We start from the raw sequence: 25,123 nt of genomic DNA on the forward strand, positions 1-25,123 counted from the left end.
CGCCCGTCCTTGTCCGGCGACCCCCGAGTGTCCTGCTTTTGTGCCCTCGAATGTGTCGGTCACGGCCCTGCGATTTTCGGCCTTCAGCCCCCGGCGGCCAGCACCGCTTCCAGCCCTTCGCGATAGCCCGGCCAGCGCGGTCGCCAGCCCAGTTCCGCCTTGGCTCGCGCGTTCGAGAGGCGTTTGGAGTCGCGATAGAAGCGACGCATCTCGTCCGACACCGACGGATCGCTCCAGTCGACTTCGGGCGGCTGCGGCAGGCCCAGACGGGCGGCGGCCCACTCGATCACCTCGTCCGCCGGACAGGGTTCGTCGTCGCACAGCGTGTAGACCCCTCCCGGCCTGGGACGTGCCATTGAGGTCAGAAATCCCCGCGCCGCATCCTCTTCATGAATCCGGTTGAACACCTGTCCCGGCTTGCGTACGCGCCGCGCCGTTCCGGTTCTCAGTCGGTCGAACGGCGAGCGGCCGGGGCCATAGAGGGCGGGCAGGCGGAAGATCTGGACGGTCAGACCCAGCCCGCGGCCCAGCTCCAGCCACTCACGCTCGGCCCGCACCCGGCGGGCGCCCTCGATCGTCGCCGCGTTCAGCGGGTCGTCCTCGAAAGCCCAGCCGCCGTCGCGGTCCCCGTAGACGCCGGTGGAGGAGACGTAGCCGATCCAGTCGGGCCAGACGTCGCCGCCCAGATGGGGCTCCAGCGCGCGCAGCCCGGGACAGCCGTCCGCATCGGGCGGCGCCGTCACCAGCAGGGCCGAACATTCGGCGACGGCACGGCCCAGAGCGTTCGCGTCCGCTGGATCGACCGCCGTCATGCCTTGGGCCGTGAGGGCGTCACGGCGCGCGGCGTCGCGCGACGTGGCTGCGGCGGCGCCGCCTGCCGCCATGATCAGACGCGCCGTCGTCCGGCCCAGCCGTCCGCCGCCGAAGACCAGCAGACGCGTCGGGCCGTCGCCCTGCCTCATCCGGCGACGCGGGCCGCGACCGGCTTCAGGGCCGGCGCCGAACTCTCGGCCAGCGCCTGTTCGCGGCGCGCGTTCCAGGCCGAGACGCAGGGAATCTTCGACATGTCGACGCGGTCCGCATAGCGGCGCGCCACGTCGGTCACCTCGTCCATCAGACCCTGCGCCAGGGTGATCGGCTTCAGGCCCAGATCGCGGAACTGATCATTGGCGACCACCAGCTCGTTCTCGTCGGCTTCGTGGCGCGGGTTGGCGACGTTCTGGACCTCCGCCCCCGTCATCCCGGCGATCATGGCGGCCAGATCGCGGACGCGGCGGCTCTCGGTCATCTGGTTCAGGATCTTGACCCGCTCGCCCGACTTCGGCGGGTGGTTCAGCGCCAGCTCGACGCACCGCACCGTATCCTGAAGGTGGATGAAGGCCCGCGTCTGCCCGCCCGACCCGTGCACCGTCAGCGGATGCCCCACCGCCGCCTGCATCAGGAAGCGGTTCAGCACGGTGCCGTAGTCGCCGTCGTAGTCGAACCGGTTGATCAGCCGCTCGTCCCGGCGCGTCTCTTCCGTCTGGGTGCCCCAGACGATGCCCTGGTGCAGGTCGGTGATCCGCAGGCCGTCGTTCTTGGCGTAGAACTGGAACAGCAGGGCGTCCTGCGTCTTGGTCATGTGATAGATGCTGCCCGGGTTCGGCGGGAACAGGATCTCCTGCTTCGTCGGCCCGAAGTCGGTGTCGACCGTGACGGTCAGATAGCCCTCTGGGATGCGCAGGCCGGCGGTGGTGTAGCCATAGACCCCCATGGTCCCCAAGTGCGCCAGATGCACGTCCCGCCTGCTCTCGACGATGGCGGCCAATAGGTGGTTGGTGGCATTTAAGTTATTGTCTACAGTATATAATTTATGCCGCGCTGACTTCATGGAATAGGGCGCGGCGCGCTGCTCGGCGAAGTGCACGACGCTGTCGGGGCGCTCCGCCCGGATCAGATCGACCAGCCCGTCGAAATCCTTGCCGATCGTCATGTCGACGAAGCCGATCTCCCGTCCCGAAATCTCCTTCCAGGCCGCGATGCGCTCGCCCATCGCGCGGATCGGCGTCAGGGACTGCACCTCAAGCTCGTCGTCGATCATGCGCCGGCTCAGATTGTCGACGATGGTCACCTCCCAGCCGCGGGCCGACAGATGCAGCGCCGTCGGCCAACCGCAGAAGCCGTCGCCGCCCAACACCAAGACCTTCATGATGGCTCCTCGATACCTGTCGGCCCTGCCTAGACCATGCGCCCCGTCGGTCAAGCCGGACCGTGGCCGGCCCTTGCGCGCGGTGCCGTCCGGGCGCACTCTCGACCGCGGAACGGGTCCGGCCGGGCCGACGTTCCGCCCAGATACGGAGACGTCCCATGACCGTCAGACTTCTCGCCGCCCTGGCCCTGATCGCCCCGCTCGCCGCCTGCGCCGGCGGCCCGGCTTCGGGCGAACGCTACGCCACCGAACTTGACGCCCTGGCCGCGGACTGCCGCGATCGCGGGGGAATCCTGTCGCCGACCGGGGGACAGACCGGCGATCCGGCCCGCGACAACGTCTGCAAGATCAACGGGCAGGCCGCCCGCGCCGGCTGAGGGACTCCGGCAAGCCCGCGCACGGCTGGCGCACCCGACACGATTCGAACGTGTGACCTTTGCCTTCGGAGGGCAACGCTCTATCCAGCTGAGCTACGGGTGCTTTCAGGCCGGCGGTCTTCCTAGGGGAAACCGGGACGGAAGGGAAGCGCGCTTCCCCCGGCGGCGACATGGCTCTAGCGTGCAGGCGAAAACGCCTTCGCGGAGTGCCCCATGCGCGTGCTGATCCTGTCGACCCTGGCCTTCGTCGCCGCGTCCTGCGCCCCTACGCCGGGCGTCCAGAGCCCGGTCGGGGAAGACCTGAACGCCCTCGCCGAGGACTACGTCCGGCTGATCCTGGACGTGGGCGAACTGGAAGAGGGTTATGTCGACGCCTACTACGGCCCGGCGGAATGGCAGGCTGAAGCCAAGGCCGAAACCGAAACCCCGGCCGAGCTGAAGACGCGGGCCGAGGATCTGACCCGGCGGTTGGAGGCGGTCGCGATTCCGGCGTCGGCGCCGGCTGAAGTGGGACGGCGCAAGGCCTATTTGCTGGCCCACGTCTCCGCCGCCCACGCCCGCCTGCGCATGATCGAGGGCGAGAAGTTCGGCTTCGCCGACGAGGCCTTCGCCCTGTTCGGTGTGCGGCCCGAGCTGCGCCCGCTGGAGAGCTTCGACCCGGTGCTGGCGCGTCTGGACGCCCTGCTGCCGGGCGCCGGCACGATCAACCAGCGCCTCGCCGCCTTCCGCGGCGGCACCGCCATTCCGCGCGACAAGCAGGAAGCCGTGATGCGGGCCGCCATCGACGAGTGCAAGGTGCGCACGCTTCAGCACATTCCGCTGCCGGCCAATGAGCGCTTCACCCTGGAGTTCGTCACCGACAAGCCGTGGTCCGGCTACAATTACTACAAGGGCGACGCCAACAGCCTGATCCAGATCAACGTGGATCAGCCGATCTCGATCGAGCGCGCGGTCGATCTGGGCTGCCACGAGGGATACCCCGGCCACCACGTCTACAACCTGCTGCTGGAAAAGACGTTCGTGAAGGAGAAGGGCTGGGTCGAGATGAGCGTCTATCCGCTCTACAGCCCCATGAGCCTGATCGCCGAGGGCAGCGCCAACTACGGCATCGACCTGGCCTTCCCAGGCGAGACGCGCGGCCAGTGGGAGGCGGCGGTGCTGTATCCCCTGGCCGGGCTTGACCCGCGCGGTGTAGAAACCAACGGCGCCATCTTGCAGATCATGCGCGAACTGGCGCGGGCCGAGTACACGATCGCCGACGACTGGCTGGCCGGCCGCGCCGACCGCGAGACGACGATCCAGCGGCTGATGACCTATGGCCTGCACAGCCGGGCCTCGGCCGAGCGGCGCATCCGCTTCATCGACGCCTACCGCAGCTACATCATCAACTACGGCCTGGGCCGCGACATGGTGCAGGCCTGGGTGGAAGCGCAGGGCTCCGACCACTGGACGACCATGGAAGGTCTGCTGGGCAGCCAGATCCTGCCGGTCGATCTTCTCTGAGGGGAGGCCGCCTGGTGGAGCCGAGGGGAGTCGAACCCCTGACCTCGTCATTGCGAACGACGCGCTCTACCAACTGAGCTACGGCCCCGGTTTCCCGGTCCAGGCGGAGGCGCGACATAGGCGGGGCGGCGGGCGCGCGTCAAGGGGCGCGCGGCCCCGAAATCCTTGGACGCGGCGGCGCGGCGGGCGCTAGAACGACCGTCACGATCCACTGACACGGAACCGACCCATGGGCGCGGGCATCGCCGGCTTCATCTGCTTTCTCATCTCCACCGCCTTCGCCTTCCTGTGGTGGGCGATCATCGGCACGGTGATCCTGAGCTGGCTGTTCGCCTTCGACGTGATCAACTACCGCAACCGGTTCGTGGCGCAGATCGCCCAGTTCTTGGACGCGGTGACCAATCCGGTGCTGGCGCCGCTGCGCTCCATCATTCCGGTGATCGGCGGGTTCGACCTGTCGCCGCTGGTGGCCCTGGTGCTGATCTCGGGCATCCAGCGCTACATCCTGCCGATGTCGTGCCAGGCGCTGTATTCCCTGTTCGGCGGGATGTGAGGTCTTCTCGCCCTTGCGCCGTTCCAACTGCCTTCTAAGGTGCGCGCGACGGGCGGGGCCGCCTGAAACCATCCGGAAGTCATGAGTTCCATCCGCACAGTTTCCATCCTCGGCGCCGGCCAGATGGGCGCCGGCATCGCCCAGGCCGTGGCCGTGGGCGGTTATGAGGTGCGCCTGTACGACGTCGATCCCGCGCGCGTCGCCGCGGCTCGGGCCGAGATCGGCGCCAGCCTGGCGCGGCAGGCCGGGCGCGGCCTGATCACCGCCGACGCGGGCGCGGCCGCCGCGGCGCGGGTCACGGCGGCTTCTGGGCTGGCGGACGTTGGGCAGGCGGATCTGGTGATCGAGGCGGCGGTGGAGGACGAGGCGGTCAAGAAGGCGGTTCTGGCCGAGTTGACGCCTCATCTGGCGGTCGGCGCGCTGCTGGCCTCCAACACCTCCTCCATCTCGATCACCCGGCTGGCGTCCGCGACGGATCGGCCCGACCGGTTCATAGGCCTGCACTTCATGAAGCCGGCGCCGACGATGAAGCTGGTCGAGATCGTGCGCGGCATCGCCACCTCGGCCGCCACCTATGACGCAGCCGTCGCCTTCGCCGAGAGCCTGGGCAAGACGACCACGAACGCCGAGGATTTCCCGGCCTTCATCGTCAACCGCATCCTGGCGCCGATGATCAACGAGGCGGTCTTCACCCTGTACGAGGGGGTGGGCGACGTCGTGTCGATCGACACGGCTCTGAAGCTGGGGGCCAATCACCCCATGGGCCCGCTGGAGCTGGCGGACTTCATGGGTCTGGACGTCGTCCTGGCCATCATGAACGTGCTCTATGACGGCCTGGCCGACAGCAAGTACCGGCCGTGTCCTCTGCTGGTGAAGTACGTCGAGGCCGGATGGCTGGGCCGCAAGGCCGGGCGCGGCTTCTACGACTATTCCGGCCCCGAACCGACGCCGACGCGATGAAGGTCGATTTCGAAGACGCCTCGACCCTGCCCGGCCGCCGCCCCGTGGCGTGGCGGCGATCGTCTGGCGCGATCGCGCTGGCGGCCGTCGCCGGCGTCCTATGGCCGCCGCTGTGGCTGACCCTGCTGATCTGGCGGCCGGCCAGCTGGTTCCGGGGCGTGGACACCGACTGGAGGCTGATCGTGCTGGCGGTCGGGGCGATCGCCGTGCCGGCCATCCTGTGGCAGCTGCGGCGCGAGCATGCGCGCACCGGCCGGCCGGGGACGCGGCTGGGGCTGGTGTGGCGCTTCATGTTCTATGGCGGCCTTCTGTCCGTCGGGCTGCAGGCGCTGCTGGCGCTGGTCATTTCCGTTCTGGGCTGGGTGACGTCGGCCGATCCGGGGCAGGCGCTGGGCTTCACCGAGACGGCGCTGCTGCTGTTCGGCGTCGGCGGCCTGCCGCTGGCGGCGGTGGTGGGCGTGTCCTACGCCCTGTGGGCCGGCCTGTGCGCGGCCTTCCTGGCGGTCGAGGAGCGGCCGACGGCCCGCGTCCGGCCCGGAGTGCTGCAGCGCTCCTGACCGCGCATTGCTTGGCCCACACCCTTGTGTGACGCATCGGCCACACCCAACTGATCCGCGACACCAGCGGCGCGACGCTTGCAGGGCGGCGTGGACCAGCCTCAAGCAGCGAGGCGCCGCGCGCCGAGCGATAGGCCACAAGAATGAACCTCGACCTCTACTCCGATCGCGCCAAACAGGCCGTCCAGTCGGCCCAGTCTCTGGCCCTGGCCCGCCGCCACCAGCAGTTCGCGCCCGAACACCTGCTCAAGGTGCTGCTGGAGGAGCGCGACGGCCTGGCCCGCAACCTGATCACCGCCGCGGGCGGCGACGCGAAGCGCGCCGAGGCCGACGTGGAGACGGCGCTGTCAAAGCGGGCCCAGGTCTCCGGCGGCTCGGGCCAGCTCTATCTCGACGGCGACACCGCCCGGGTCTTCGCCGCCGCCGCAACCGCTTCGAAGAAGGCCGGCGACGCCTTCGTCACCACCGAACGCCTGCTGTCCGCCCTCGCCAAGGAGGGCGGCGTGGCCAAGACCGTGCTCAGCGCCGCCGGCGTCTCGCCCGACAAGCTCGACGCCGCCATCACCGAAATCCGCAAGGGCAAGACAGCCGACTCCGCCTCGGCCGAGGACGCCTACGACGCCCTCAAGCGCTACGCCCGCGACCTGACCCTGGCCGCCGCCGACGGCCGGATCGATCCGGTCATCGGCCGCGACGAGGAGATCCGCCGCACCATCCAGGTCCTGGCCCGCCGCACCAAGAACAACCCCGTCCTGATCGGCGAGCCCGGCGTCGGCAAGACCGCCATCGTCGAGGGCCTGGCGCTCCGCATCGTCAACGGCGACGTGCCCGAGAGCCTGCGCGACAAGAAGGTCATGGCGCTCGACATGGGCGCCCTGATCGCCGGCGCGAAATACCGCGGCGAGTTCGAGGAGCGGCTCAAGGCCGTTCTCAACGAGGTGGCGGCCGCGGAAGGGCAGATCGTCCTCTTCATCGACGAGATGCACACCCTGGTCGGCGCCGGAAAGGGCGACGGCGCCATGGACGCGTCGAACCTGCTCAAGCCCGCCCTGGCTAGAGGCGACCTGCACTGCGTCGGCGCCACCACGCTGGATGAATACAGGAAGCACGTCGAGAAGGACGCCGCCCTGGCCCGCCGCTTCCAACCGGTGTTCGTCTCCGAACCGACGGTCGAGGACACGGTGTCGATCCTCCGTGGACTGAAGGAGAAGTACGAGGTCCACCACGGCGTCCGCATCTCCGACAGCGCCATCGTCGCCGCCGCCACCCTGTCGAACCGCTACATCACCGACCGTTTCCTGCCCGACAAGGCCATCGACCTGGTCGACGAGGCCGCCAGCCGCGTCCGCATGGCCGTCGACAGCAAGCCCGAGGCCCTGGACGAGATCGACCGCCGCCTTGTCCAGCTCAAGATCGAGCGCGAGGCCCTCAAGAAGGAGACCGACAAGGCCTCGGTCGCCCGCCTCGACAAGCTGGAGGACGACATCGCCGACCTGGAGGGCCAGTCCGACGCCCTGACCGCCCGCTGGAAGGCCGAGAAAGAGAAGGTCGGCCAGGGCGCCCAGCTCCGCGAGACGCTCGACCGCCTGCGCGCCGAGCTGGCCGCCGCCCAGCGCGCCGGCGACCTGGCCCGCGCCTCCGAGATCGCCTACGGCCAGATCCCCGAGATCGAGCGCCAGCTCTCGCAGGCCGAGGCCGCCGAAGCCGACAAGTCCGGCCCCCTGACCCCCGAGGTCGTCGACGCCGAACAGATCGCCGCCGTCGTCTCCCGCTGGACCGGCGTACCCGTAGACAAGATGCTGGAGGGCGAGCGCGAGAAGCTGCTCAAGATGGAGGACGCGCTGGCCGCCCGCGTCGTCGGCCAGGACGAGGCCCTCGCCGCCGTCTCCGACGCCGTGCGCCGCGCCCGCGCCGGCCTGAACGACCCGAACCGCCCGCTCGGCTCCTTCCTGTTCCTGGGCCCCACGGGCGTCGGCAAGACCGAGCTGACCAAGGCCCTGGCCGAATTCCTGTTCGACGACGAGGCCGCCATCACCCGCCTCGACATGAGCGAATACATGGAGAAGCACAGCGTCAGCCGCCTGATCGGCGCGCCCCCCGGCTACGTCGGCTACGACGAGGGCGGCGCCCTGACCGAGGCCGTGCGCCGCCGCCCCTATCAGGTCGTCCTGTTCGACGAGGTCGAAAAGGCCCACCCCGACGTCTTCAACGTCCTGCTCCAGGTGCTGGACGACGGCCGCCTGACCGACGGCCAGGGCCGGTCGGTGAACTTCAACAACGCCCTGATCATCATGACTTCCAACCTGGGCTCCGACGCCTTGGCCGGCCAGGGGGAAGGCGACGACGTCGAGGCCGTGCGCCCCTACGTCATGGAGGCCGTCCGCGCCCACTTCCGCCCCGAGTTCCTCAACCGCATCGACGAGATCATCCTGTTCCGGCGTTTAGGGAGAGCCCAGATGGCCGGCATCGTCCGCATCCAGCTCTCCCGATTCGAGCGCCTCCTGGCCGACCGCCGCCTGACCTTGTCGCTGGACGACGGCGCCGCCGCCTGGCTCGCCGACAAGGGCTACGACCCGGTCTACGGCGCCCGGCCGCTGAAGCGCGTCATCCAGAAGGAGCTGGTCGACCCGATCGCGCGCAAGCTGCTGGCGGGAGGGGTGGAGGACGGGTCGGTGATCGCGGTGTCGGCGGGGGTTGACGGGCTGGAGATCGGGAAGGCGCGGGTACATTGAGAACGCCGCCTGGCTAAAGACAAGAATAGTATTCTTTTTGTCTTGACGATTCGCGCGGCTCGCGTCATTTGTATGGACCAGCGATGGAGCCACACACATGACGACGCAGATAAACGTCCCGATTGCCACCCAGCAGTTTCTTGCACTTGCCGCATTCCTCGACGGCCACGGTTCGAGCCAAGACCCGGTTGACGTCGTAGGGCTGGCCATCGACTACTGGATGGATAACGCCGACTGGAAGCCTGAGTTTTTCGAGACCGGCGTGCGAGGGCGCGGTTATCGCTGGAAAGAGCTCTTCTTGCCTCACGGAACTGAGGCTCGCTTCCGATACAAGGCCCAGTATCACTATGCCCGAGTAGACGGTGATGAGTTCCAGGTCGGTTCCCAGCCAACCAGCCCGGCGCACTTTGCAAACTCGGTGGCGAACTCAAGCCGAAATGCGTGGCGCGATATAGAGGTGAAGCGGCCAGGTGATCGCGAGTGGCGATTGGCCCAGTCGCTCCGCAAGGGCGGTTGAACATGGCGCCCTGAACGAACGCTTCCATACCTTTCGTCATCCTCCGGCAAGCCGCGCAGCGGCGCAGACCGGGGGACCCAGCGGCGCCGCGACGGCGGCGAAACACCGGCGGATCAGGCGTTCGCGCTCTCGGCAGGGTCGCGCTCTCGCGCGCCGCTGGGTCCCCCGGTCTCGCTTCGCTCGCCGGAGGATGACGAAAGAATGGGTGCGGTTCGCCGGAGGATGACGAAAGGGAAGGATCAGCATAGGTTGTGCGGATGGCAACCCATCGCACCTTCATCGCCACCTACATCATGGCGAGCGGGCGCAACGGCACGATCTACATCGGCTCCACATCCAACCTCACCAGCCGCGTGTGGAAGCACAAGACGCGCGCCTTTCCCGGCTTCACCGACGAGAACGACTGCACCGACCTGGTCTGGTTCGAGCGCCACGTCTGGATGGTTGAGGCGATCCGGCGCGAGCGGCGGCTCAAGAAATGGCTGCGCGACTGGAAGCTGAAGCTGATCGAGACCGACAATCCGAATTGGCGAGACCTCGCGGCGGACTGGTTTCCCGTCAACGATCCCGATTGGCAGCCGCCGCCGGAGGAGGATTAGGCACCGTTTCCTACACTTTCGTCATCCTCCGACAAGCCGCGAAGCGGCGCAGATCGGGGGACCCAGCGGCCTGCGACAGCAGGACACTGTCGAAAGCGCCGCTGTTTCGCCGCCGTCGCGGCGCCGCTGGGTCCCCCGGTCTCGCTGCGCTCGCCGGAGGATGACGAAAAAAGATGGGGAGGTTAACCTCAGCGTTTCCCCGCCCGGAAGCTCGCCATGTCCGCCCTCGATCAGGCCCGCGCCAGCCACATCGCCAACATCGAGGCCAAGACCGGACAGTCCCTGGCGCAGCTGCGCGCCGCGCTCGAGGCGGCGGGCCGGCCCAAACATGGCGAGGCGCGCGCCTGGCTGATGCAGACCTATGGCCTGGGCCATGGCGACGCCAACGGGCTGGTCCACTACGCGCGCGGCACGGACGGCCAGACCGCCGCGGCCGACAAGTCCGACGACGCCGTGCTGGACGAGATCTATGCGGGCAAGAAGGCCCACCTGCGCCCCATCCACGACGCCGTCCTGGCCGCCGTGGAGGCGCTCGGCAAGGTCGAGGTCGCGCCCAAGAAGGGCTATGTGGCGCTGCGCCGCAAGAAGCAGTTCGCCATGATCGGCCCCAAGACCAACGACCGCGCCGAGCTGGGGATCAACCTGAAGGAGGACGCCGCCTGCGCCCGCGCCGTGGCCTTAAAGCCGGGCGGCATGTGCCAGTACGCCGTCGCCCTCTCGAATGCCGAACAGGTCGACGCCGAGATCACCGCCCTGCTGCGCCGAGCCTACGACGCGGCCGGGTGAGCCTTAAGCCTCGCGCCCCAGCACCGGCATCACCTCCACCCCGTCGCAGACGAAGATCGACATGTGCGGATGGCCGTCGAACAGGCGCGCGGCGGCCTCGTGGTCGTCGGCGCGCACGACCATGAAGACGGTCAGCGGGTTGACCACATCGGTCACGGCGCCGGCGTCGTCGATGCGGCGGGTCGAGCCCAGCGGGCCGCCCACGTGGACGATGGCGTCCGCGTGCGCCGCCTCCCAGGCCTTGACGGCGGCGACGCCGATCTCGGCCCGAGCGGCCTGATCCTCCGGCGTCATGGCGCGCCAGGCGCGCCACTTGGACCCGGTCTTGTCGCTGGTGAAGACGGCGAGGAAGTGCGGCATGGGCCGATGCTGGCCCCGCGCGGGCCGCGCGGCAAGCACGGCGGTCAGGCATGGCGCACCCGAAGAGATTCGAACTCCTGACCCCCAGATTCGTAGTCTGGTGCTCTATCCAGCTGAGCTACGGGTGCGCACTGGCCTTGACGGCGAGGGCGGTCATCTAACGGTTCGGGCGCGGCAAGGCAAGCCGTGTCCGAACGGTTTCGATCCGGTCACCAGTCGGTGGGCATGGGGCGGTCGGGCACCTCTCCGGCCCAGGTGATGGAACTGATCCACCAGCGCCTGCCGTCGTTGAACAGGGTGACGGAGTTGACGCCGCGCTGGGTCGTCGCCCCGCCTTCGGTCGCGGCGGTCTCATAGGCGGTCAGCACTTGGGTCAGCGGTCCCCACGTCTGGACCTTGCGGCCGATCTCGCGCTCGAAGAAGGCGTTCTCCATGAAATAGGCGCCGGAGTTTCGGACGTAGTCTTCGACGCCGCCGACGCGCAGGCGGGCGATGCCGTCGCGGACGGGACCCGAGCCGCCCAAGATCGCGCCAGGCAGGAACAGACCACGGAACCGGTCCCAGTCGCGCGGGCCGGCCGGGCCGGAGATGACGTCGTAGAGGGCGGCCATGATGCCGTCGATCGTCTCCACGTCGGCGGGGTTCGGCACATGCGCCGGGGCCGCGGCGGGGGCGGGCGCCTCCTGCGACAGGGCCGGCGTGGCGGCGAAGGCGAGGATCAGGGCGGCGGCGAGCGGGCGGATCATGAGCGGTCTCCCCAGAATGGTCGTCGCATGAGGCACGGCCGGCGGGGTTGGCGCAAGCGGTCGCGTCGCCTAGGTCAGGAGCCATGACCCCGCCCCCCGCCCGCCGCGCCCTGCTCGTCCTGGCTTCGGCCGTCCTGCTGACGGTGGGCGGCTGCGGAGCCGCACCGACGGCGACGCCCGCGACGCCGGCCCTTCCGCCTCCGCCGCCGGCGCGGGGGCCGTTCGTCTCGGCGGCCAATCCGCTGGCGGTCGAGGCGGGGATGAAGGTGCTGCGCGAGGGCGGCTCGGCGGTCGACGCGGCGGTCGCCGTGCAGGCGGTGCTGGGGCTGGTGGAGCCGCAGTCGTCGGGTCTCGGCGGCGGCGCCTTCATGATGCACTACGACGCCGAGACGGGGGACATCACCAGCTTCGACGGACGCGAGACGGCGCCGGCCGCAGCGACGCCGGAGCTGTTCTACGAAAATGGCCGGCCGCTGAACTTCCGCGACGCGGTGCTGTCCGGCCGATCGACCGGTGTGCCGGGCGCCGTGGCCATGCTGGGCTTGGCGCACGAGAAGCACGGACGGCTGTCGTGGAGCACCCTGTTCGGCGACGCCGAGCGGCTGGCGCGCGACGGCTTCGTGGTCTCGCCCCGTCTGGCCGGCTTCGCCGCGTCGCGGACGGGACAGGGGGGGACGCCGTGGGCCCAGGCCTATTTCACCAGGCCGGACGGCGCGCGCGTGGTCGCGGGCGATCTTCTGAAGAATCCGGCCTATGCTCAGACCGTGGCCGAACTGGCTGTGCGCGGCCCGGACGCCCTGTACGAGGGGCGCATCGCGGCCGAGATCCTGACCGCCGTCGGCGCCCAGCCGCGCCCCGGGTCGCTGACCGCGGCGGATCTTGAGGCCTATGAACCCAAGGAGCGCGGGGCCCTGTGCCGGCCCTATCGGCTTTACCTGGTCTGCGTGCCGCCGCCGCCGTCGTCCGGCGTGGCCGTCCTGCAGTTCCTCGGCATGGCGGAGACGACGCCGGCCATCCTCGAAGGGCCCGACAGCGTGGACGCCTGGGCGACCTTCGCCCAACTGCAGCGCGTCATGTACGCCGACCGCGACCGCTGGGTCGGCGACCCGGCCTTCGTCGGCGTGCCGGTGCAGGGCATGCTGGACGAGGGCTATGTCGCCGAGCGGGCGGAGCTGGCCATGACCCTGACCGGTGCGGCCGAGGCGGGGCGGCCCCCCGGCGGCGTCATCCGCGGCTTCGACGCGACGCAGGAGCCCTCGGGCACCAGCCACTTCGTGGTCGTGGACGCCCAGGGCGACGTGGTCAGCATGACGACGACGGTCGAAAGCGTTTTCGGGTCGGGCCGGATGGCGGCGGGCTTCTTCCTGAACAACCAGTTGACCGACTTCTCGTTCGAGCCGCTGCGGGCGGACGGCCAGCCGGCGGCCAATGCGGTGGCGCCGGGCAAGCGGCCGCGCAGCTCCATGTCGCCGGTGATCGTGCTGGATCTGGAGGGCCGGTTCGTCGCCGCTCTGGGCTCTCCCGGCGGAACCTCGATCCTGGCCTACAACGCCAAGGCGCTGGTGGCGGTGCTGGACTGGGGCCTGCCGATGCAGGCGGCGTTCGACCTGCCCAATCTGGTGGCGCGCGGCGGCGGGTTCGGCGCGGACGCGGAGAGGTTTTCTCCGGAACTGCGTGCGGCGCTGGGCGAGCGAGGGATCGTGGTCCGGCCGAACACCAGCGAGAACTCCGGCCTGCACGGCGGAATCTGGCGACGCGGCGCGGGCGGCGGCTGGGGCTGGGACGGCGGCGCCGACGACCGGCGCGAGGGCGTGGTGGCCTACTGAAGGGCGATCACCACTCCGGCTTGACCGACAGCTGGAAGGCCAGCATGCCCTCGTCGACGTCGTCGTCGACGCCCTGACCGACGCGCAGGCCCTCGACCTCGACTTCACGGTAGACCAGGCCGACCGATCCGTGGATCGGTCCCTGCCGCATGGCAACACCCAGAGAGGCGTCGCCGATGAAGGCGCCGGAGTCGTGGCTGACGCCGGAGCGGGCGAAGTCGCCGTCGCGCGTGCGGGCGAAGTTGTAGCCGACCGCCCGGCCCGAGCCTGCGGCATAGACGTACCAGCGCGGGCGATCTCCGAAGGCCTGAAGACCGTCCGGAACCATGCGCTCCAGGTCGTTGCCGATCTTCAGCGTGGCGCCGGCCTCGGCCGAGCCGCCGCGCGAGCCCAGACCGATCCCTGCGTGGGGCGTCAGCGACACCTCGAGCCCCGAGGCCGTCCGGGCGATCGCCGTCGGCCAGCCGCGCGTGTAGGTCAGGTCGAACGTCTCGTCGTCGAGCACGGCGGCGTCCAGCGGTCCCGGCGGCACGGGCGCGCCGTCGATCCGCTGCATCCGGCCGGATCGGGTCAGGCGAAAGCGGTCGGTCGCGGCCTCGCTCTCCACCCAGACGTCGCGCTCGACGGCGACCCAGGGGGAACCCGGCTCGGTGACGATCCGCGCGGCCGCGGGAGCAGGATCGGCGAATCCGGCGCCGGAGGCCAGCGTCGTGGCGGGCATGCGGTTCAGGCGGGAGGTGGCGTCGGCGCCGTCCCCCCAGGTCTGGCGGATCGCCGTCTGGGCCGAGGCGGCGCCGGCGACCAGGCACAGGGCCGCGGCGACGGCGCAGCTCCCTCCCTTGATCACGGCATTCGTCCGGCGCATGGCGGTCCCCTCAAACCGTCGTCAGCCCCGACAGCATGCCCCAGGGTCAGCCCCGGCCGCAACTGACGTTTTCACGACGGATTTCGGACACCGAACGGACAGGAAGCTCGGCGGGTTCCGCCGCCCTCAAAGCAATGAGAGCGACCGCGTCGCTAGCGTCAGGGCCAAGATCACTGGCAGGCCAAGCACTCGTCGTAGTCGGTGCGCGCGGCCGAGAAAAGGTCGGGCTGGTTCGGATCGACCTCCGCCTCATCCGAAGCGGCCTTGTCCTCGGCGCCCGCGAACGCGGCGCGCTGCACCGATTTGGAGCGCAGGTAGTACAGCGACTTCACGCCCCGTTCCCACGCCGACCAGTGCAGCATGTGCAGATCCCATTTGTCGACGTCGCCGGGAATGAAGAGGTTCAGAGACTGCGCCTGGCAGATCTCCGGCGCACGATCCGAGGCCAGATCGATCAGCCAGCGCTGGTCCAGCTCGAAGGCGGTCTTGAACACCGACTTCTCGTCGTCGGTCAGGCCGTCGAGATGCTGCACCGAGCCCTCGTGTTCCAGAATGGAGGACCAGATGGCGTCGGTGTTGAGTCCTTTGCCCTCCAGGAGTTCCTCCAGATACGGGTTCTTGACCGCGAAAGAGCCCGAGAGGGTCTTGTGGGTGTAGATGTTGGCCGGAATCGGCTCGATGCCCGCGCTCGTCCCGCCGCAGATGATCGAGATCGAGGCCGTCGGGGCGATGGCCAGCTTGTGGCTGAACCGCTCCATGACGCCGCGTTCACGGGCGTCCTCGCACGGGCCCTTCTCTTCGGCCAGGACGCGGCTGGCCTTGTCGGCCTCGCGGCGCAGGTGCTTGAACAGGCGCATGTTCCAAGACTTGGCCATGGCGCTTTCGAAGGCGACGCCCTGGCCCTGCAGGAAGGAGTGGAAGCCCATCAGGCCCAGTCCCACCGACCGTTCGCGCACGGCGGAATAGACGGCGGCCTTCATGGCCGGCGGGGCGCGGCGGATGAAGTCCTCCAGAACGTTGTCCAGGAACCGCATCAGGTCCTCGACGAACATCGGCTCTTCACGCCACTCCAGGAACTTCTCGGCGTTGACCGACGACAGGCAGCACACGGCGGTGCGGTCGATGCCCAGATGGTCGCGGCCGGTGTGCAACATGATCTCGGCGCACAGATTCGACTGCTTGACCTTCAGCCCCAGGTCCTTCTGGTGCTGCGGCATCTGCCGGTTCACCGTGTCGGAGAAGATCAGATAGGGCTCGCCCGTCTGCAGGCGGATCTCCAGGATCTTCTGCCACAGGCCGCGGGCGTCGACGGTCTTCATCACCTCGCCGTCCTTGGGCGAGAGCAAGTCGAAGGTCCGGCCGTCGCGCACCGCCTCCATGAAGGCGTCGGTGATGTTGATGCCGTGGTGCAGGTTCAGGGACTTGCGGTTGAAGTCGCCCGAGGGTTTGCGGATTTCCAGGAACTCCTCGATCTCCGGGTGGTGGACGTCCAGATACACCGCCGCCGAACCCCGGCGCAGCGAACCCTGGCTGATCGCCAGCGTCAGCGAGTCCATCACGCGGATGAAGGGGATGATGCCGGACGTCTGGCCCGCGCCCTTGACCTTCTCGCCGATGGAGCGGACGCCGCCCCAGTAGGTGCCGATGCCGCCGCCGTTGGACGCCAGGGCGACGTTTTCGTTCCAGACGTTCTGGATGCCGTCCAGGCTGTCGCCGACCGCGTTCAGGAAGCAGCTGATCGGCAGGCCGCGATCCGCGCCGCCGTTGGACAGCACCGGCGTGGCCGGCATGAACCACAGCTTCGACATGTAGTCATAGACGCGCTGGGCGTGGTCGGCGTCGTCCGAGAAGGCGGTGGCCACGCGGGCGAACATGTCCTGATAGGACTCGCCCTTCAGCAGATAGCGGTCCTCCAGCGTCTTCTTCCCGAACTCCGTCAGCAGGTCGTCGCGCGACCGGTCCAGCTGGATCGATTTCACGACCGACAGCTGGGGGCGCGTCGTCACGTCGACGTCTGCAACCGTCTGGAATTCCGCCGTCTTCACCGCTTCGCCGCCAGCCATTTCGTCAGTGCCCCGAACAGAGTCTCGATTAAGCCACCTGCGTTCCGACCACATCATCTAGTGGGCGAAGCGCCTCCCGAACCCACATATGGGGCGCAGATGGCTAACGACCCGTCAACGGGGTTGACGGTCGTTTTCTGGGCGAATCGCGTTCGAGACGGGGGATGAGCCTGTGGACGGGCCGCGACGGCGGCATGACGACCAACATCACGACCGCGTGATCGGGAACGCCCGACAAGCGTGGCCGTTCATGCCCACCATGACCGAAAGCCAGATCGCCACCTTCCTACGCCGCGCCCTGCGCATGGCGCGCGCCGAGATCTCTGCCCTGGCCGCCCTGCTGATCGTCGCGCTGGGCATTCTGACCTTCATCGAGGTGGCCGACGACGCGACCGAGGCCGACGGCCAGGCCTTCGACATGTCGGTGCTGACCTGGCTGCAGCCGACGCCCGGCAATGCGCGGGGCCCGTGGTGGCTGGAGGAGGCCGCGGCGGACCTGACCTCGCTGGGCGGCATTTCCGTGCTGACCCTGTTCGCCCTGATCGCCGTGATCTTCCTGATCATGCAGAGGAAGCGTCTGTCGGCCCTGCTGCTGGTGCTGGGCCTGCTGGGCGGGGTCGCGCTCAGCGAGGGGTTGAAGGCCCTGTTCGCCCGCGATCGCCCGCCCGCCGCCTATCAGGCGGTGGAGACGATCAACGCCAGCTTTCCGTCCGGCCACGCCCTGCTGTCCACCGTCTTCTATCTGACGCTCGGCGTGATGCTGACGCGCGCTTTCCAACAGCGGCGGTTCAAGGCGTTCGCCCTGGGTTGCGCGCTGACGATCGCCCTGATCATCGGCATGACCCGCGTCTATCTGGGCGCCCACTGGGCCAGCGACGTCATCGCCGGCTGGTGCGCGGGCGCGGCCTGGGCCATGGCGCTGTGGCTGGTCAGCTATGGCTTCGAGCGGCGGCAGGCGGCGCGCCTGTCCGGCTTGCATGACGAGCCCTCTCCGCGGTAAGGCGACGCCGTCATCGGGGAGTAGCCGTCCGCAGCGTCTCATGCGGGGTCCGCGTCAACATGCTTTCCCTCGCCCGGAGGGAATGGCGCGGAAGGGAAGCTCAGTCGGATCATGATGATCCGGCCCGCCCTCAAGCAGCGAGCGCCCGCGGCGCGAGCGTTAGGGCAAGCATCTCCAGCAAGACCGCTGACTTCGCAGGGCGCTTCCACGCGGGGGCCTGGCTGCGAAGTCGCTGGTTCTCCGTCGGCCCCCCGCGCATCCGGTGACGTCCTTTGGACGCCTTTCTGATTTCGACCGGCCTGGTCGCGGTCGCCGAGATCGGCGACAAGACCATGCTGCTGGCCGTGATCCTGGCCGCGGCCTGGCGCCGGCCCGCGCCGATCATCCTGGGCGTCTTCGCCGCCACGGTCCTCAACCACGCCTTCGCGGCGGTCGCCGGCTCGGTGCTGGCGCGCTTCATGGACGGCGATCACCTGAAGTGGGGCGTCGGCCTGGCCTTCCTCGGCTTCGGCGCCTGGGCCCTGATCCCCGACAGGCTGGAGGAGCGGACCGACGCGGACGAGAAGACCTTCCTCGGCGTCTTCCTGACCACCGCCGCCGCCTTCTTCGTGCTGGAGATCGGCGACAAGACCCAGATCGCCACGGCCCTGCTGGCCGCGCGGTTCGAGGCGCTGGTCCCGGTCTTGCTGGGCTCCACTCTCGGCATGATGATCGCCAACGTGCCGGCCGTCCTGCTCGGCGAGGCGCTGGCCGCCCGCCTGCCCCTGAAATGGATCCGGCTGGCGGCGGCGCTGGGCTTTATCGCGACGGGGGCGTGGATGCTGCTGAGGTGAGGCAATAGGCAGTAGGCAGTAGGCATTAGGACGTCATGCCCCCTTGGTCCGCCACTGGCCTGCCTTTGCTGCCTCCTGCCTACTGCCTACTGCCTTCAAACCTCGAACACCCGATACGGCGTCTCACCCAGGGTCCGCAGCACCGGCAGGGCGACGTTGTAGACCGGCACGCCCTTGTTGGTCCGCCCCTCCGGCGCGCCGCGGTGGGCGTGGCCGTGCACCACCAGGCTCACGTTGTCGTAGCGGTCGATGGTCTCGCCCAGACGCGACGAGCCCAGGAAGGCGTGGATCTCCGGCGGCTCGCCCACCACGGTGTCGACCACCGGCGCATAGTGCAGCACGACCACCGACCGCTCCGTGCGCAACGTGCGGATGGAGTTCTCGATCAGATTGGCGTCGTCCACCGCCTCCTGCACGAAGCGCTTGATCTCCGTCTCGCCGAAGGCGCTCAGCATGTAGCGACCGAAGCCGCCCACGAACCCCTTGCCGCCGGCGAAGCCCACGCCCTCGATCTCATAGGCCTGGCCGCCGTCCAGCACCTTGACCCCCGCGTCGCACAGCAGGTCGCGCACATGGTCGGGCTGACCGCACTCATGCTCGTGGTTGCCCAGCACGCCGACCATGGGGATGCGGCAGGCCTTCAGGTCCTCCAGCAGGATTTCGACCTCGCGCGTCTTGCCGAAGTTGGTCAGGTCGCCGGCCAGGCACAGGACGTCGGCGTCCTCGTGCACGCGCTCGAACAGGTCGCGATGGGGCCGGTCCTGACCCTCGCCGACGTGCAGGTCGCCGACGGCGGCCACGCGCAGCTTCTTGACCGGGCCGGGCTCCAGGCCTGGCTGAAGCGTCTGCGGGGCCGCGTCCTGATTTGCGGGGGAGATGGGCGTGACGACGTCGCTCATGGTCAGTGCACCGGGTCGTGCCGCTCTTCCAGGCCCTTGCCGACCACGTCGCCGAAGCCCCATTCGGCCACGTCGGAGATGTAGTCGCGCGGGCTGAACAGACGGCCGCGGCACACCTTCACCCGCGGCGCCGGCAGATCGACCTGCGCCCGCAGCCGCTCGGTCAGCTCGGTCATGACCCAGGCGGGCACCCGGTCCCGCTCGGTCGGATAGGCGAACCGGAAGTTCAGCAGGTGCGCCATCAGCACCTCCCAGTACAAGTCCATCTGATCCAACAGGCTCTTCCAGTCGATGGCCTCGGACTGCTTCAGGATGACGTGGTTCACGTCCGCGCCGTCATAGCGGTAGCGGTCCTGGATGAAGACCTTCGAGAGGATCAAGGCGGTCGGCGGGGTGATGGTGACGCGATGGCCATAGACCTCGATGGCGTCGTCGCCGAACCAGCTGTCGTTGACCGCGATGGTGCCGTTCGACATGGCGAAGATGACGTCGAAGAAGTGCTTCTCGTCCTTCCAGACCTTGGCGATCCAGCGCTCGTCCTCGACGTCGGTGCGGTATCCCCGCGCCTGGAAGAAGGCCAGGATGCGGGGGTAGTCGCCGGGCTTGCAGAAGACGTCCAGGTCCTTGGTCGGCCGCCGGATGCCCGTATAGGCCGTCACCGCATAGGTGCCGGACAGCAGAAACGGGATGCCGCTCTCCTTCAGCAGGCGCAGGCTCTCCTCATAGAACTCCACCGCCTCCTCGGGCGGATGAAAGCTGGGGTCGAGCACGGTGTCGGACATCGGGGCCTCTGGACGCGAGGCAGGGGGAACGGCTCCGCCTGAACCCCGGTTCCGGACCCGCGGCCCGTGGACCGATTTGTTTACGGCTGGCGGATAGTCTGCGCCCGGATGGAGTGGGAGGGCCGCCCGTGAAGGGTCGGTGGCGTCTTTTCCGGCATGAGGCCGGACGCGTGGCGGGACCGCCGCCCTGGGCCTATGTGGCGATGTTCGTCGCCTCGCTCGTCGCCGGGTTCTGGTCGGCGCGCGAATTCGGCGCGGTCGCGGTCTGGCTGTCCAACGGCATCATGGCCGCAGCGCTCCTGCAGCTTCACCGACGCGACGCGGTGGCGGTGATCGCCGCCTGCTTCGCCGCCAATCTTCTGAACAACGTCGTGCGGGGCGACCCCGGCGTCTTCCTATGGATCAACGCCCTGCTGAACCTCGGCATGGCCGCGCTCGCAGCGCTTCTGGCGCGCCGGTTCTGCGGGGCCGCGCTGGACATGCGACGGCCCTCGAGACTGCTGCGTTTCACCGTCATGGCCGCCCTGCCGGCCGTGCTTCTGTCGGCGGCGGCGGCCATCGGTCTGATGTCGCTGTTGATGCCCCTGCCCGCGGCGATCCTGGCCTTCTACGTCCAGACCTATGTGTCCGTGGAGTTCCTGGGGGTGATGTTGGTCACGCCCGCCCTGCTGATGCTGGCCCGGGCCCACAGGTTTCGGGGCGTGACCCGGGCCTCGAAGCGTGAGGCGGCGGCCCTGATCGCGCTCAGCGTGGCCGTCACGATCCTGACCTTCACGCAGGCGGCCGCGCCGGTCCTGTTCCTGGTCCTGATGCCTCTGGTGCTGATCGCCTTACGCCTTTCGCCGACGACAACGGCCGCGATCGTCCTGGTCACGGCGGCGATCTGCGGAACCCTGACCTTGACGGGTCAGGGGCCGGTGCATCTGACGCAGCTGTCCGACGACCCGGCCCTGGCGGGTTCCTCGCCGATGCTGAGGCGGCTGCTCATCCTGAACGTCTTCCTGGTCTGCGCGGTGATCACGATCCTTCCGATCTCCACCGTGGTGACGGAGCGCCGACGCCTGGAGGCGCGTCTGCGGACCCGGACCCAGGCGGCGCAAGAGGCGCGGCTTCGGGCGGAGCACGCAGCCGAGGCCCGGGGGCGATTCCTGGCCCTGATGAGCCACGAGATGCGAACGCCGCTTAACGGCGTCGCCGGGTTCGCCGACCTGCTCGCGACGCGGCCAGGGCTTGACGCGGAGGCCGTGAGACAAGCCCGGCAGATTCGCCAGTCCAGCGACGGCCTTCTGATGCTGGTCGAGGACGTTCTGGATTTCGCGCGCGGCGGCGCCGCCCTGTCGCCCGAACCGGTCGAACTGGAGACCGTCGTACGCGACGCCGCGTCTGCCAGCCTGGGTGCGCTGGAGGCCAAGCGCCTGGAGTTTCGGGTCGAGGCGCGCTTGGCGCCCGGCGCCCGCCACTTCGCCGACCGCCGCGCCCTGCGCCAGACGCTGCACGCCCTGATCTCGAATGCGGCCAAGTTCACCGAGCGCGGCCATGTGGAAGTGCGCATCGAAGAGCGCGGCGGGCAGATCGTGATCCGCGTGGCCGATACGGGCCCCGGCGTCGATCCCGATCACCGCGACCGCCTTTTCGGGGCGTTCGAGCAGATCGACGATTCCCTCAGCCGAGCGCATCAGGGCGCCGGTCTCGGTCTTGCCCTGGTGGCCCGCAACGTGCGGCGCATGGACGGGCGGGTGGACGTCGGCGACCGGCCGGGCGGCGGTGCGGCCTTCACCCTGACCTTGCCGCTGCCCCGGGCCGGAGACATGCCCGGTCCCGCGCACGAACCGGCCGACGCCGCGCCGCCTCCGGACGAGGGCGGCCGCGCGCCCCGAGTGCTCGTCGTGGACGACCACCCCGTGAACCGAGAAGTCGCGCGGGTCATGCTGGAAGCCTTCGGCTGCGAAGTGACCGAGGCGGTGGACGGGCTTGAGGCTGTGTCGCGTGCCCAAGCGCAGGCGTTCGACCTCATTCTCATGGATGTGCGCATGCCCCGCATGGACGGGATCGAGGCGACGCGCCGCCTGCGCGCCGACCTGTCGGAGGCGCCGATCGTCGCCATGACGGCCGACGCCATGCCCGAAGACGTGGCCCGTTGCCTGGGCGCAGGCATGGACGCCCACATGGCCAAGCCGATCAGCCAGCACGGCTTGCTGACCGTACTGAACCGCGCTCTGTCGGGCGAGTTCGCCGCCACCAGACCGGACGCCGTCGCGGCCTAACCCATATAGTCGCCCTCGAACGGAAACCGGCGGGCCCAGAATTCCGCCAGCTCCGGCAGGGCGTCGACCCGCCGTGCGACCTGGCCCAGTCGCGGCGCCACCTCATGGAACCGCCGCCGCAAGGGTCGCCAACGGCTGACGACCGCCATGTAGAGGTCCAGCACGCTCAGCTCGGCGCCCAGCACGAACCGGCCGGGATCGGTCTGGCTCTCCATCACGCCCCAGCACGCGGCGATTCGCTCTTGAGTCCGCAGCTTGATCTGCGTCTGGGCGGCTGCGTCGTCGCCGACCAGTCTCGAAGGCACGTCCCGGACCCAGTAGAGGGCGTAGATCTCCGCGGAAATGAACGCCATCCACCGCAGGAACCGTCCCCGCCGCGGATCGCCCGGCGGCGGGGCCAGCCCCGCTTCCGGATGGCGCTCCGTCAGCCACAGCAGGATGGCCGCGCTCTCGGTGATCGTCTCGCCCTCGGGCGTCACCAGCGCCGGCACCTGACGCATGGGATTGTGCGGGGCGATGCGCGCCCGCTCGGCTTCGGAGGCATAGGTGACGAACTCCTCCACGCGATACGGCGCGCCGATCAGGGTCAGCGCCGCCTCGACCGGGATGGAGCCCGAGCCGAGCGCGCCGTAGACGATGTAGGTCATGACGATCCTCCGGCGGTCAGACTAGTGCGGGCCGGAACCCCGTGTTCCCGAGTTCGTCGCCCGCCGCCATCAGCCGCCCTGATCCATCCCCGACGACGCCCACAGGAAGCTTGGAGCCGACACCACATCTAGCGGTCTGCGAAAATGTGATCGCAATATAGCCGCAATTCGGCTTGGCGCCGGAGCCTTTCACCCGCATGGTGAACGCACGCACTTCAACCCGGAATCGCCGAGTCCCCGCATGAACGCGCACGTCCCGTCCTCGTCGCTCAAGGTCCCCGGCCTGCTGACGCCTTCGGCCGCCTACAAGCCGTTCCGCTATCCGTGGGCCTTCGACATGTGGAAGAAGCAGCAGCAGGTCCACTGGATGCCCGAAGAGGTGCCGCTGGGCGAGGACTGCAAGGACTGGGCGGCCAATCTGAACGACGGCGAGCGCAACCTGCTGACGCAGATCTTCCGCTTCTTCACCCAGGCCGACATCGAGGTGCAGGACAACTACATGGAGCGCTACGGCCGGGTGTTCAAACCGACCGAGGTCAAGATGATGCTGGCGTCCTTCGCCAACATGGAGACCATCCACATCGCGGCCTACGCCCTGCTGCTGGAAACGATCGGCATGCCCGAGGCCGAGTTCGGCGCCTTCATGGAATACGAGGCCATGCGGGACAAGCACGACTACATGGGCCAGTTCGGGGTGGACTCAGAGGCCGACATCGCCCGCACGCTGGCCATGTTCGGCGGCTTCGCCGAGGGGCTTCAACTGTTCGCCAGCTTCGCCATGCTGATGAACTTCCCCCGACAGAACAAGATGAAGGGCATGGGCCAGATCGTCAGCTGGTCCGTCCGCGACGAAAGCCTGCACTGCGAGGGCATCATCAAGCTGTACCATGCCTTCAACAAGGAGACGGGCGCGGTGACGAAGGCCGTGGCCGAGGACATCGTGGAATGTTGCCGCACGGTCGTGAACATGGAGGACAAGTTCATCGACCTGGCCTTCGAACAGGGCCCGGTGAACGGCATGGTGCCCCAGGACATCAAGGACTACATCCGCTTCATCGCCGACTGGCGCCTCCGGCAGCTGCAACTGCCGGAGTTGTACGGCGGCTCGCGCGAGAACCCGCTGCCGTGGCTTCAGGCCCTGCTGAGCGGCGTCGAGCACGCCAACTTCTTCGAGGCCCGCGCGACGGAGTACTCCAAGGCGGCGACGCAAGGATCCTGGCACGGCGCCGAGGGCGTCTGGGACAGCTTCGACGCCCTGATGAAGAAGCGCGCGACGGAGGCGTCCGAACACGCCTGAGGCCGGTCCGCCGCGGGATCTGACCCGCGACGGACCGGCCTCTGACCGGCGCCTGCGCCTCAGCGGAAGGTGCGGCTCGTGGCGCGCGATCCGAGGAAGCCGGCGACCTGGGAGTGACTGATCCGCAGGACGTTGTTTCGGGCGGCGCCGTCGTCGTTGCAGCCGTTGCCGTCGATGGCGATGTCGGGGTCGTAGGCGATCTCGACCTCCACCTCGCCGCCGAACTCGAACGTGTCGAAGGCGTCGGCGATCATGGGTGTGGAGAACCGGCCCATACTGGCCCGCGGGGCTGCGGCCGTGGCCAGGGCTTCCGATTCGGCGAAGATGCGACCGGTGTTGCCGTTCGTGACCCGCACGGTGACCATCTGCTGACCCTCGCCCGACGCCCAGGCATGCCGGCCGCGGTTGGCGACCTCATAGGCGACTCTGACCGCGCCGCCGTCACCTTTGGTCAGGGTGACGCCGGTTATCGCCGGATCGACGGCGCAGACGGCGTCGCGGATCAGACCTCCCCGCGGCTGGAAACGATCGCCCAGGGCGGCGTGACCGACAGGGTCGATGCGGGCGGCGCCGGCGGGCAGGCGATGCATCTCCTGCGCCAGGGCCGGTGTGGACAGCGCCAGGGTGAACCCGGCGACCAAAAGATACGCTTTCATGACTGCACCCTCCTCCAAGGTTGCCGCCCCGTGGGCGGACCGGTCGTCGACCGGTGAGGTCAGCGATGCGCCCGCCGCCCTGAAGAACGCCGATATCCGCCGTTCATCTTCAC

At 69.0% G+C, this 25,123-nt stretch carries 24 protein-coding genes, 3 tRNA genes and 1 riboswitch; of the genes, 14 read left to right on the forward strand and 13 right to left on the reverse strand.

Annotated elements, in window-relative coordinates; genetic code table 11:
• Nucleotides 1–83: 83 nt before the first annotated feature.
• Nucleotides 84–962, reverse strand: coding sequence for an SDR family NAD(P)-dependent oxidoreductase (locus VGN45_RS05155; RefSeq protein WP_327460050.1), 879 nt, complete (start codon nt 960–962; stop codon nt 84–86).
• The gene (locus VGN45_RS05160) at nt 959–2,188 is read right to left on the reverse strand and encodes an NAD-dependent epimerase/dehydratase family protein (RefSeq protein ID WP_327460052.1); all 1,230 of its coding nucleotides are present in this window, start codon (nt 2,186–2,188) and stop codon (nt 959–961) included. Before VGN45_RS05160 ends, VGN45_RS05155 begins: the two co-directional genes overlap by 4 nt.
• A gap of 158 nt (nt 2,189–2,346) precedes the next feature.
• Here VGN45_RS05160 and VGN45_RS05165 point away from each other — a divergent pair, with 158 nt between their 5' ends.
• Nucleotides 2,347–2,565, forward strand: coding sequence for a hypothetical protein (locus tag VGN45_RS05165; RefSeq protein WP_327460054.1), 219 nt, complete (start codon nt 2,347–2,349; stop codon nt 2,563–2,565).
• A gap of 26 nt (nt 2,566–2,591) precedes the next feature.
• Here the strand turns inward: VGN45_RS05165 and VGN45_RS05170 are convergent.
• Nucleotides 2,592–2,668, reverse strand: a tRNA-Arg gene (locus VGN45_RS05170).
• 110 nt (nt 2,669–2,778) lie between these two features.
• On the opposite strand from VGN45_RS05170, the gene VGN45_RS05175 reads away from it, so the two are divergent.
• A complete protein-coding gene (locus tag VGN45_RS05175) occupies nt 2,779–4,068 on the forward strand; it encodes a hypothetical protein (RefSeq protein WP_327460056.1) in 1,290 nt (429 codons plus the stop codon).
• A 12-nt stretch (nt 4,069–4,080) separates the two neighbouring features.
• On the opposite strand, the gene VGN45_RS05180 is transcribed toward VGN45_RS05175, so the two are convergent.
• Nucleotides 4,081–4,156: transfer RNA gene (locus VGN45_RS05180), tRNA-Ala, on the reverse strand.
• A gap of 141 nt (nt 4,157–4,297) precedes the next feature.
• Between VGN45_RS05180 and VGN45_RS05185 the strand changes: the two genes are divergently transcribed.
• From VGN45_RS05185 to VGN45_RS05215, 7 genes are all read left to right on the forward strand, one after another.
• A complete protein-coding gene (locus VGN45_RS05185) occupies nt 4,298–4,621 on the forward strand; it encodes a YggT family protein (protein ID WP_327460058.1) in 324 nt (107 codons plus the stop codon).
• Nucleotides 4,622–4,702: 81 nt separating this feature from the next.
• Nucleotides 4,703–5,581: a 3-hydroxybutyryl-CoA dehydrogenase gene (locus VGN45_RS05190; protein WP_327460060.1), complete on the forward strand. Its 879-nt coding sequence runs from the start codon at nt 4,703–4,705 to the stop codon at nt 5,579–5,581.
• On the forward strand, nt 5,578–6,138 hold the full coding sequence (locus tag VGN45_RS05195) for a phthalate transporter (RefSeq protein ID WP_327460062.1): 561 nt from the start codon (nt 5,578–5,580) through the stop codon (nt 6,136–6,138). The genes VGN45_RS05190 and VGN45_RS05195 overlap by 4 nt, the downstream gene beginning before the upstream one ends.
• A gap of 143 nt (nt 6,139–6,281) precedes the next feature.
• Nucleotides 6,282–8,870 carry an ATP-dependent chaperone ClpB gene (gene clpB / locus VGN45_RS05200; RefSeq protein WP_327460064.1) on the forward strand — a complete coding sequence of 863 codons (2,589 nt, stop codon included), beginning with the start codon at nt 6,282–6,284 and terminating at the stop codon, nt 8,868–8,870.
• A 97-nt stretch (nt 8,871–8,967) separates the two neighbouring features.
• Nucleotides 8,968–9,387 (forward strand): hypothetical protein, encoded by a 420-nt coding sequence (locus VGN45_RS05205; protein WP_327460067.1) that lies wholly within the window; start codon nt 8,968–8,970, stop codon nt 9,385–9,387.
• 257 nt (nt 9,388–9,644) lie between these two features.
• A complete protein-coding gene (locus VGN45_RS05210; RefSeq protein WP_327460069.1) occupies nt 9,645–9,986 on the forward strand; it encodes a GIY-YIG nuclease family protein in 342 nt (113 codons plus the stop codon).
• Nucleotides 9,987–10,202: 216 nt separating this feature from the next.
• Nucleotides 10,203–10,772: a DUF5655 domain-containing protein gene (locus tag VGN45_RS05215; RefSeq protein ID WP_327460071.1), complete on the forward strand. Its 570-nt coding sequence runs from the start codon at nt 10,203–10,205 to the stop codon at nt 10,770–10,772.
• A gap of 3 nt (nt 10,773–10,775) precedes the next feature.
• On the opposite strand, the gene VGN45_RS05220 is transcribed toward VGN45_RS05215, so the two are convergent.
• From VGN45_RS05220 to VGN45_RS05230, 3 genes are all read right to left on the reverse strand, one after another.
• Nucleotides 10,776–11,132, reverse strand: a complete 357-nt coding sequence (locus VGN45_RS05220) for a hypothetical protein (RefSeq protein ID WP_327460073.1) — start codon at nt 11,130–11,132, stop codon at nt 10,776–10,778.
• Nucleotides 11,133–11,183: 51 nt separating this feature from the next.
• A tRNA-Arg gene (locus VGN45_RS05225) sits at nt 11,184–11,260 on the reverse strand.
• An 81-nt stretch (nt 11,261–11,341) separates the two neighbouring features.
• Nucleotides 11,342–11,878, reverse strand: coding sequence for a hypothetical protein (locus tag VGN45_RS05230; RefSeq protein WP_327460075.1), 537 nt, complete (start codon nt 11,876–11,878; stop codon nt 11,342–11,344).
• Nucleotides 11,879–11,961: 83 nt separating this feature from the next.
• Between VGN45_RS05230 and VGN45_RS05235 the strand changes: the two genes are divergently transcribed.
• Nucleotides 11,962–13,704 (forward strand): gamma-glutamyltransferase family protein, encoded by a 1,743-nt coding sequence (locus tag VGN45_RS05235; RefSeq protein WP_327460077.1) that lies wholly within the window; start codon nt 11,962–11,964, stop codon nt 13,702–13,704.
• Nucleotides 13,705–13,711: 7 nt separating this feature from the next.
• On the opposite strand, the gene VGN45_RS05240 is transcribed toward VGN45_RS05235, so the two are convergent.
• A complete protein-coding gene (locus VGN45_RS05240; protein WP_327460079.1) occupies nt 13,712–14,569 on the reverse strand; it encodes a lipid A-modifier LpxR family protein in 858 nt (285 codons plus the stop codon).
• 170 nt (nt 14,570–14,739) lie between these two features.
• Nucleotides 14,740–16,632, reverse strand: a complete 1,893-nt coding sequence (locus VGN45_RS05245; RefSeq protein WP_327460081.1) for a ribonucleoside-diphosphate reductase subunit alpha — start codon at nt 16,630–16,632, stop codon at nt 14,740–14,742.
• A 250-nt stretch (nt 16,633–16,882) separates the two neighbouring features.
• Here VGN45_RS05245 and VGN45_RS05250 point away from each other — a divergent pair, with 250 nt between their 5' ends.
• Nucleotides 16,883–17,632: a phosphatase PAP2 family protein gene (locus VGN45_RS05250; RefSeq protein WP_327460083.1), complete on the forward strand. Its 750-nt coding sequence runs from the start codon at nt 16,883–16,885 to the stop codon at nt 17,630–17,632.
• A 3-nt stretch (nt 17,633–17,635) separates the two neighbouring features.
• Nucleotides 17,636–17,825: riboswitch (yybP-ykoY riboswitch) on the forward strand.
• 79 nt (nt 17,826–17,904) lie between these two features.
• Entirely contained in the window at nt 17,905–18,465 is a 561-nt protein-coding gene (locus VGN45_RS05255) for a TMEM165/GDT1 family protein (protein WP_327460085.1), read from the forward strand.
• Nucleotides 18,466–18,560: 95 nt separating this feature from the next.
• Here VGN45_RS05255 and VGN45_RS05260 read toward each other — a convergent pair whose 3' ends face one another.
• Both VGN45_RS05260 and VGN45_RS05265 read right to left on the reverse strand, forming a co-directional pair.
• A complete protein-coding gene (locus VGN45_RS05260) occupies nt 18,561–19,364 on the reverse strand; it encodes a metallophosphoesterase family protein (RefSeq protein ID WP_327460088.1) in 804 nt (267 codons plus the stop codon).
• A gap of 2 nt (nt 19,365–19,366) precedes the next feature.
• Nucleotides 19,367–20,146 carry a hypothetical protein gene (locus tag VGN45_RS05265; RefSeq protein ID WP_327460090.1) on the reverse strand — a complete coding sequence of 260 codons (780 nt, stop codon included), beginning with the start codon at nt 20,144–20,146 and terminating at the stop codon, nt 19,367–19,369.
• Nucleotides 20,147–20,316: 170 nt separating this feature from the next.
• On the opposite strand from VGN45_RS05265, the gene VGN45_RS05270 reads away from it, so the two are divergent.
• Nucleotides 20,317–22,410, forward strand: a complete 2,094-nt coding sequence (locus VGN45_RS05270) for a response regulator (protein ID WP_327460092.1) — start codon at nt 20,317–20,319, stop codon at nt 22,408–22,410.
• Here VGN45_RS05270 and VGN45_RS05275 read toward each other — a convergent pair.
• On the reverse strand, nt 22,407–23,057 hold the full coding sequence (locus VGN45_RS05275) for a glutathione S-transferase family protein (RefSeq protein WP_414643388.1): 651 nt from the start codon (nt 23,055–23,057) through the stop codon (nt 22,407–22,409). The two genes, VGN45_RS05270 and VGN45_RS05275, sit on opposite strands and share 4 nt — an antisense overlap.
• Before the next feature lie 241 nt (nt 23,058–23,298).
• Here VGN45_RS05275 and VGN45_RS05280 point away from each other — a divergent pair, with 241 nt between their 5' ends.
• A complete protein-coding gene (locus VGN45_RS05280) occupies nt 23,299–24,354 on the forward strand; it encodes a ribonucleotide-diphosphate reductase subunit beta (protein ID WP_327460094.1) in 1,056 nt (351 codons plus the stop codon).
• Nucleotides 24,355–24,413: 59 nt separating this feature from the next.
• On the opposite strand, the gene VGN45_RS05285 is transcribed toward VGN45_RS05280, so the two are convergent.
• Nucleotides 24,414–25,010 (reverse strand): hypothetical protein, encoded by a 597-nt coding sequence (locus VGN45_RS05285; RefSeq protein ID WP_327460096.1) that lies wholly within the window; start codon nt 25,008–25,010, stop codon nt 24,414–24,416.
• Between the last annotated feature and the right edge of the window lie 113 nt (nt 25,011–25,123).

This window comes from Brevundimonas sp. (assembly GCF_035999125.1).
Classification (GTDB): Bacteria; Pseudomonadota; Alphaproteobacteria; order Caulobacterales; family Caulobacteraceae; genus Brevundimonas.

Bases quoted from the DNA above. Each gene is read 5' to 3' on its own strand.
- VGN45_RS05155 (WP_327460050.1), bottom strand. From the start codon at position 962: ATGAGGCAGGGCGACGGCCCGACGCGTCTGCTGGTCTTCGGCGGCGGA.
- VGN45_RS05160 (WP_327460052.1), bottom strand. From the start codon at position 2,188: ATGAAGGTCTTGGTGTTGGGCGGCGACGGCTTCTGCGGTTGGCCGACG.
- VGN45_RS05165 (WP_327460054.1), top strand. From the start codon at position 2,347: ATGACCGTCAGACTTCTCGCCGCCCTGGCCCTGATCGCCCCGCTCGCC.
- VGN45_RS05175 (WP_327460056.1), top strand. From the start codon at position 2,779: ATGCGCGTGCTGATCCTGTCGACCCTGGCCTTCGTCGCCGCGTCCTGC.
- VGN45_RS05185 (WP_327460058.1), top strand. From the start codon at position 4,298: ATGGGCGCGGGCATCGCCGGCTTCATCTGCTTTCTCATCTCCACCGCC.
- VGN45_RS05190 (WP_327460060.1), top strand. From the start codon at position 4,703: ATGAGTTCCATCCGCACAGTTTCCATCCTCGGCGCCGGCCAGATGGGC.
- VGN45_RS05195 (WP_327460062.1), top strand. From the start codon at position 5,578: ATGAAGGTCGATTTCGAAGACGCCTCGACCCTGCCCGGCCGCCGCCCC.
- clpB (WP_327460064.1), top strand. From the start codon at position 6,282: ATGAACCTCGACCTCTACTCCGATCGCGCCAAACAGGCCGTCCAGTCG.
- VGN45_RS05205 (WP_327460067.1), top strand. From the start codon at position 8,968: ATGACGACGCAGATAAACGTCCCGATTGCCACCCAGCAGTTTCTTGCA.
- VGN45_RS05210 (WP_327460069.1), top strand. From the start codon at position 9,645: ATGGCAACCCATCGCACCTTCATCGCCACCTACATCATGGCGAGCGGG.
- VGN45_RS05215 (WP_327460071.1), top strand. From the start codon at position 10,203: ATGTCCGCCCTCGATCAGGCCCGCGCCAGCCACATCGCCAACATCGAG.
- VGN45_RS05220 (WP_327460073.1), bottom strand. From the start codon at position 11,132: ATGCCGCACTTCCTCGCCGTCTTCACCAGCGACAAGACCGGGTCCAAG.
- VGN45_RS05230 (WP_327460075.1), bottom strand. From the start codon at position 11,878: ATGATCCGCCCGCTCGCCGCCGCCCTGATCCTCGCCTTCGCCGCCACG.
- VGN45_RS05235 (WP_327460077.1), top strand. From the start codon at position 11,962: ATGACCCCGCCCCCCGCCCGCCGCGCCCTGCTCGTCCTGGCTTCGGCC.
- VGN45_RS05240 (WP_327460079.1), bottom strand. From the start codon at position 14,569: ATGCGCCGGACGAATGCCGTGATCAAGGGAGGGAGCTGCGCCGTCGCC.
- VGN45_RS05245 (WP_327460081.1), bottom strand. From the start codon at position 16,632: ATGGCTGGCGGCGAAGCGGTGAAGACGGCGGAATTCCAGACGGTTGCA.
- VGN45_RS05250 (WP_327460083.1), top strand. From the start codon at position 16,883: ATGCCCACCATGACCGAAAGCCAGATCGCCACCTTCCTACGCCGCGCC.
- VGN45_RS05260 (WP_327460088.1), bottom strand. From the start codon at position 19,364: ATGAGCGACGTCGTCACGCCCATCTCCCCCGCAAATCAGGACGCGGCC.
- VGN45_RS05265 (WP_327460090.1), bottom strand. From the start codon at position 20,146: ATGTCCGACACCGTGCTCGACCCCAGCTTTCATCCGCCCGAGGAGGCG.
- VGN45_RS05275 (WP_414643388.1), bottom strand. From the start codon at position 23,057: ATGACCTACATCGTCTACGGCGCGCTCGGCTCGGGCTCCATCCCGGTC.
- VGN45_RS05280 (WP_327460094.1), top strand. From the start codon at position 23,299: ATGAACGCGCACGTCCCGTCCTCGTCGCTCAAGGTCCCCGGCCTGCTG.
- VGN45_RS05285 (WP_327460096.1), bottom strand. From the start codon at position 25,010: ATGAAAGCGTATCTTTTGGTCGCCGGGTTCACCCTGGCGCTGTCCACA.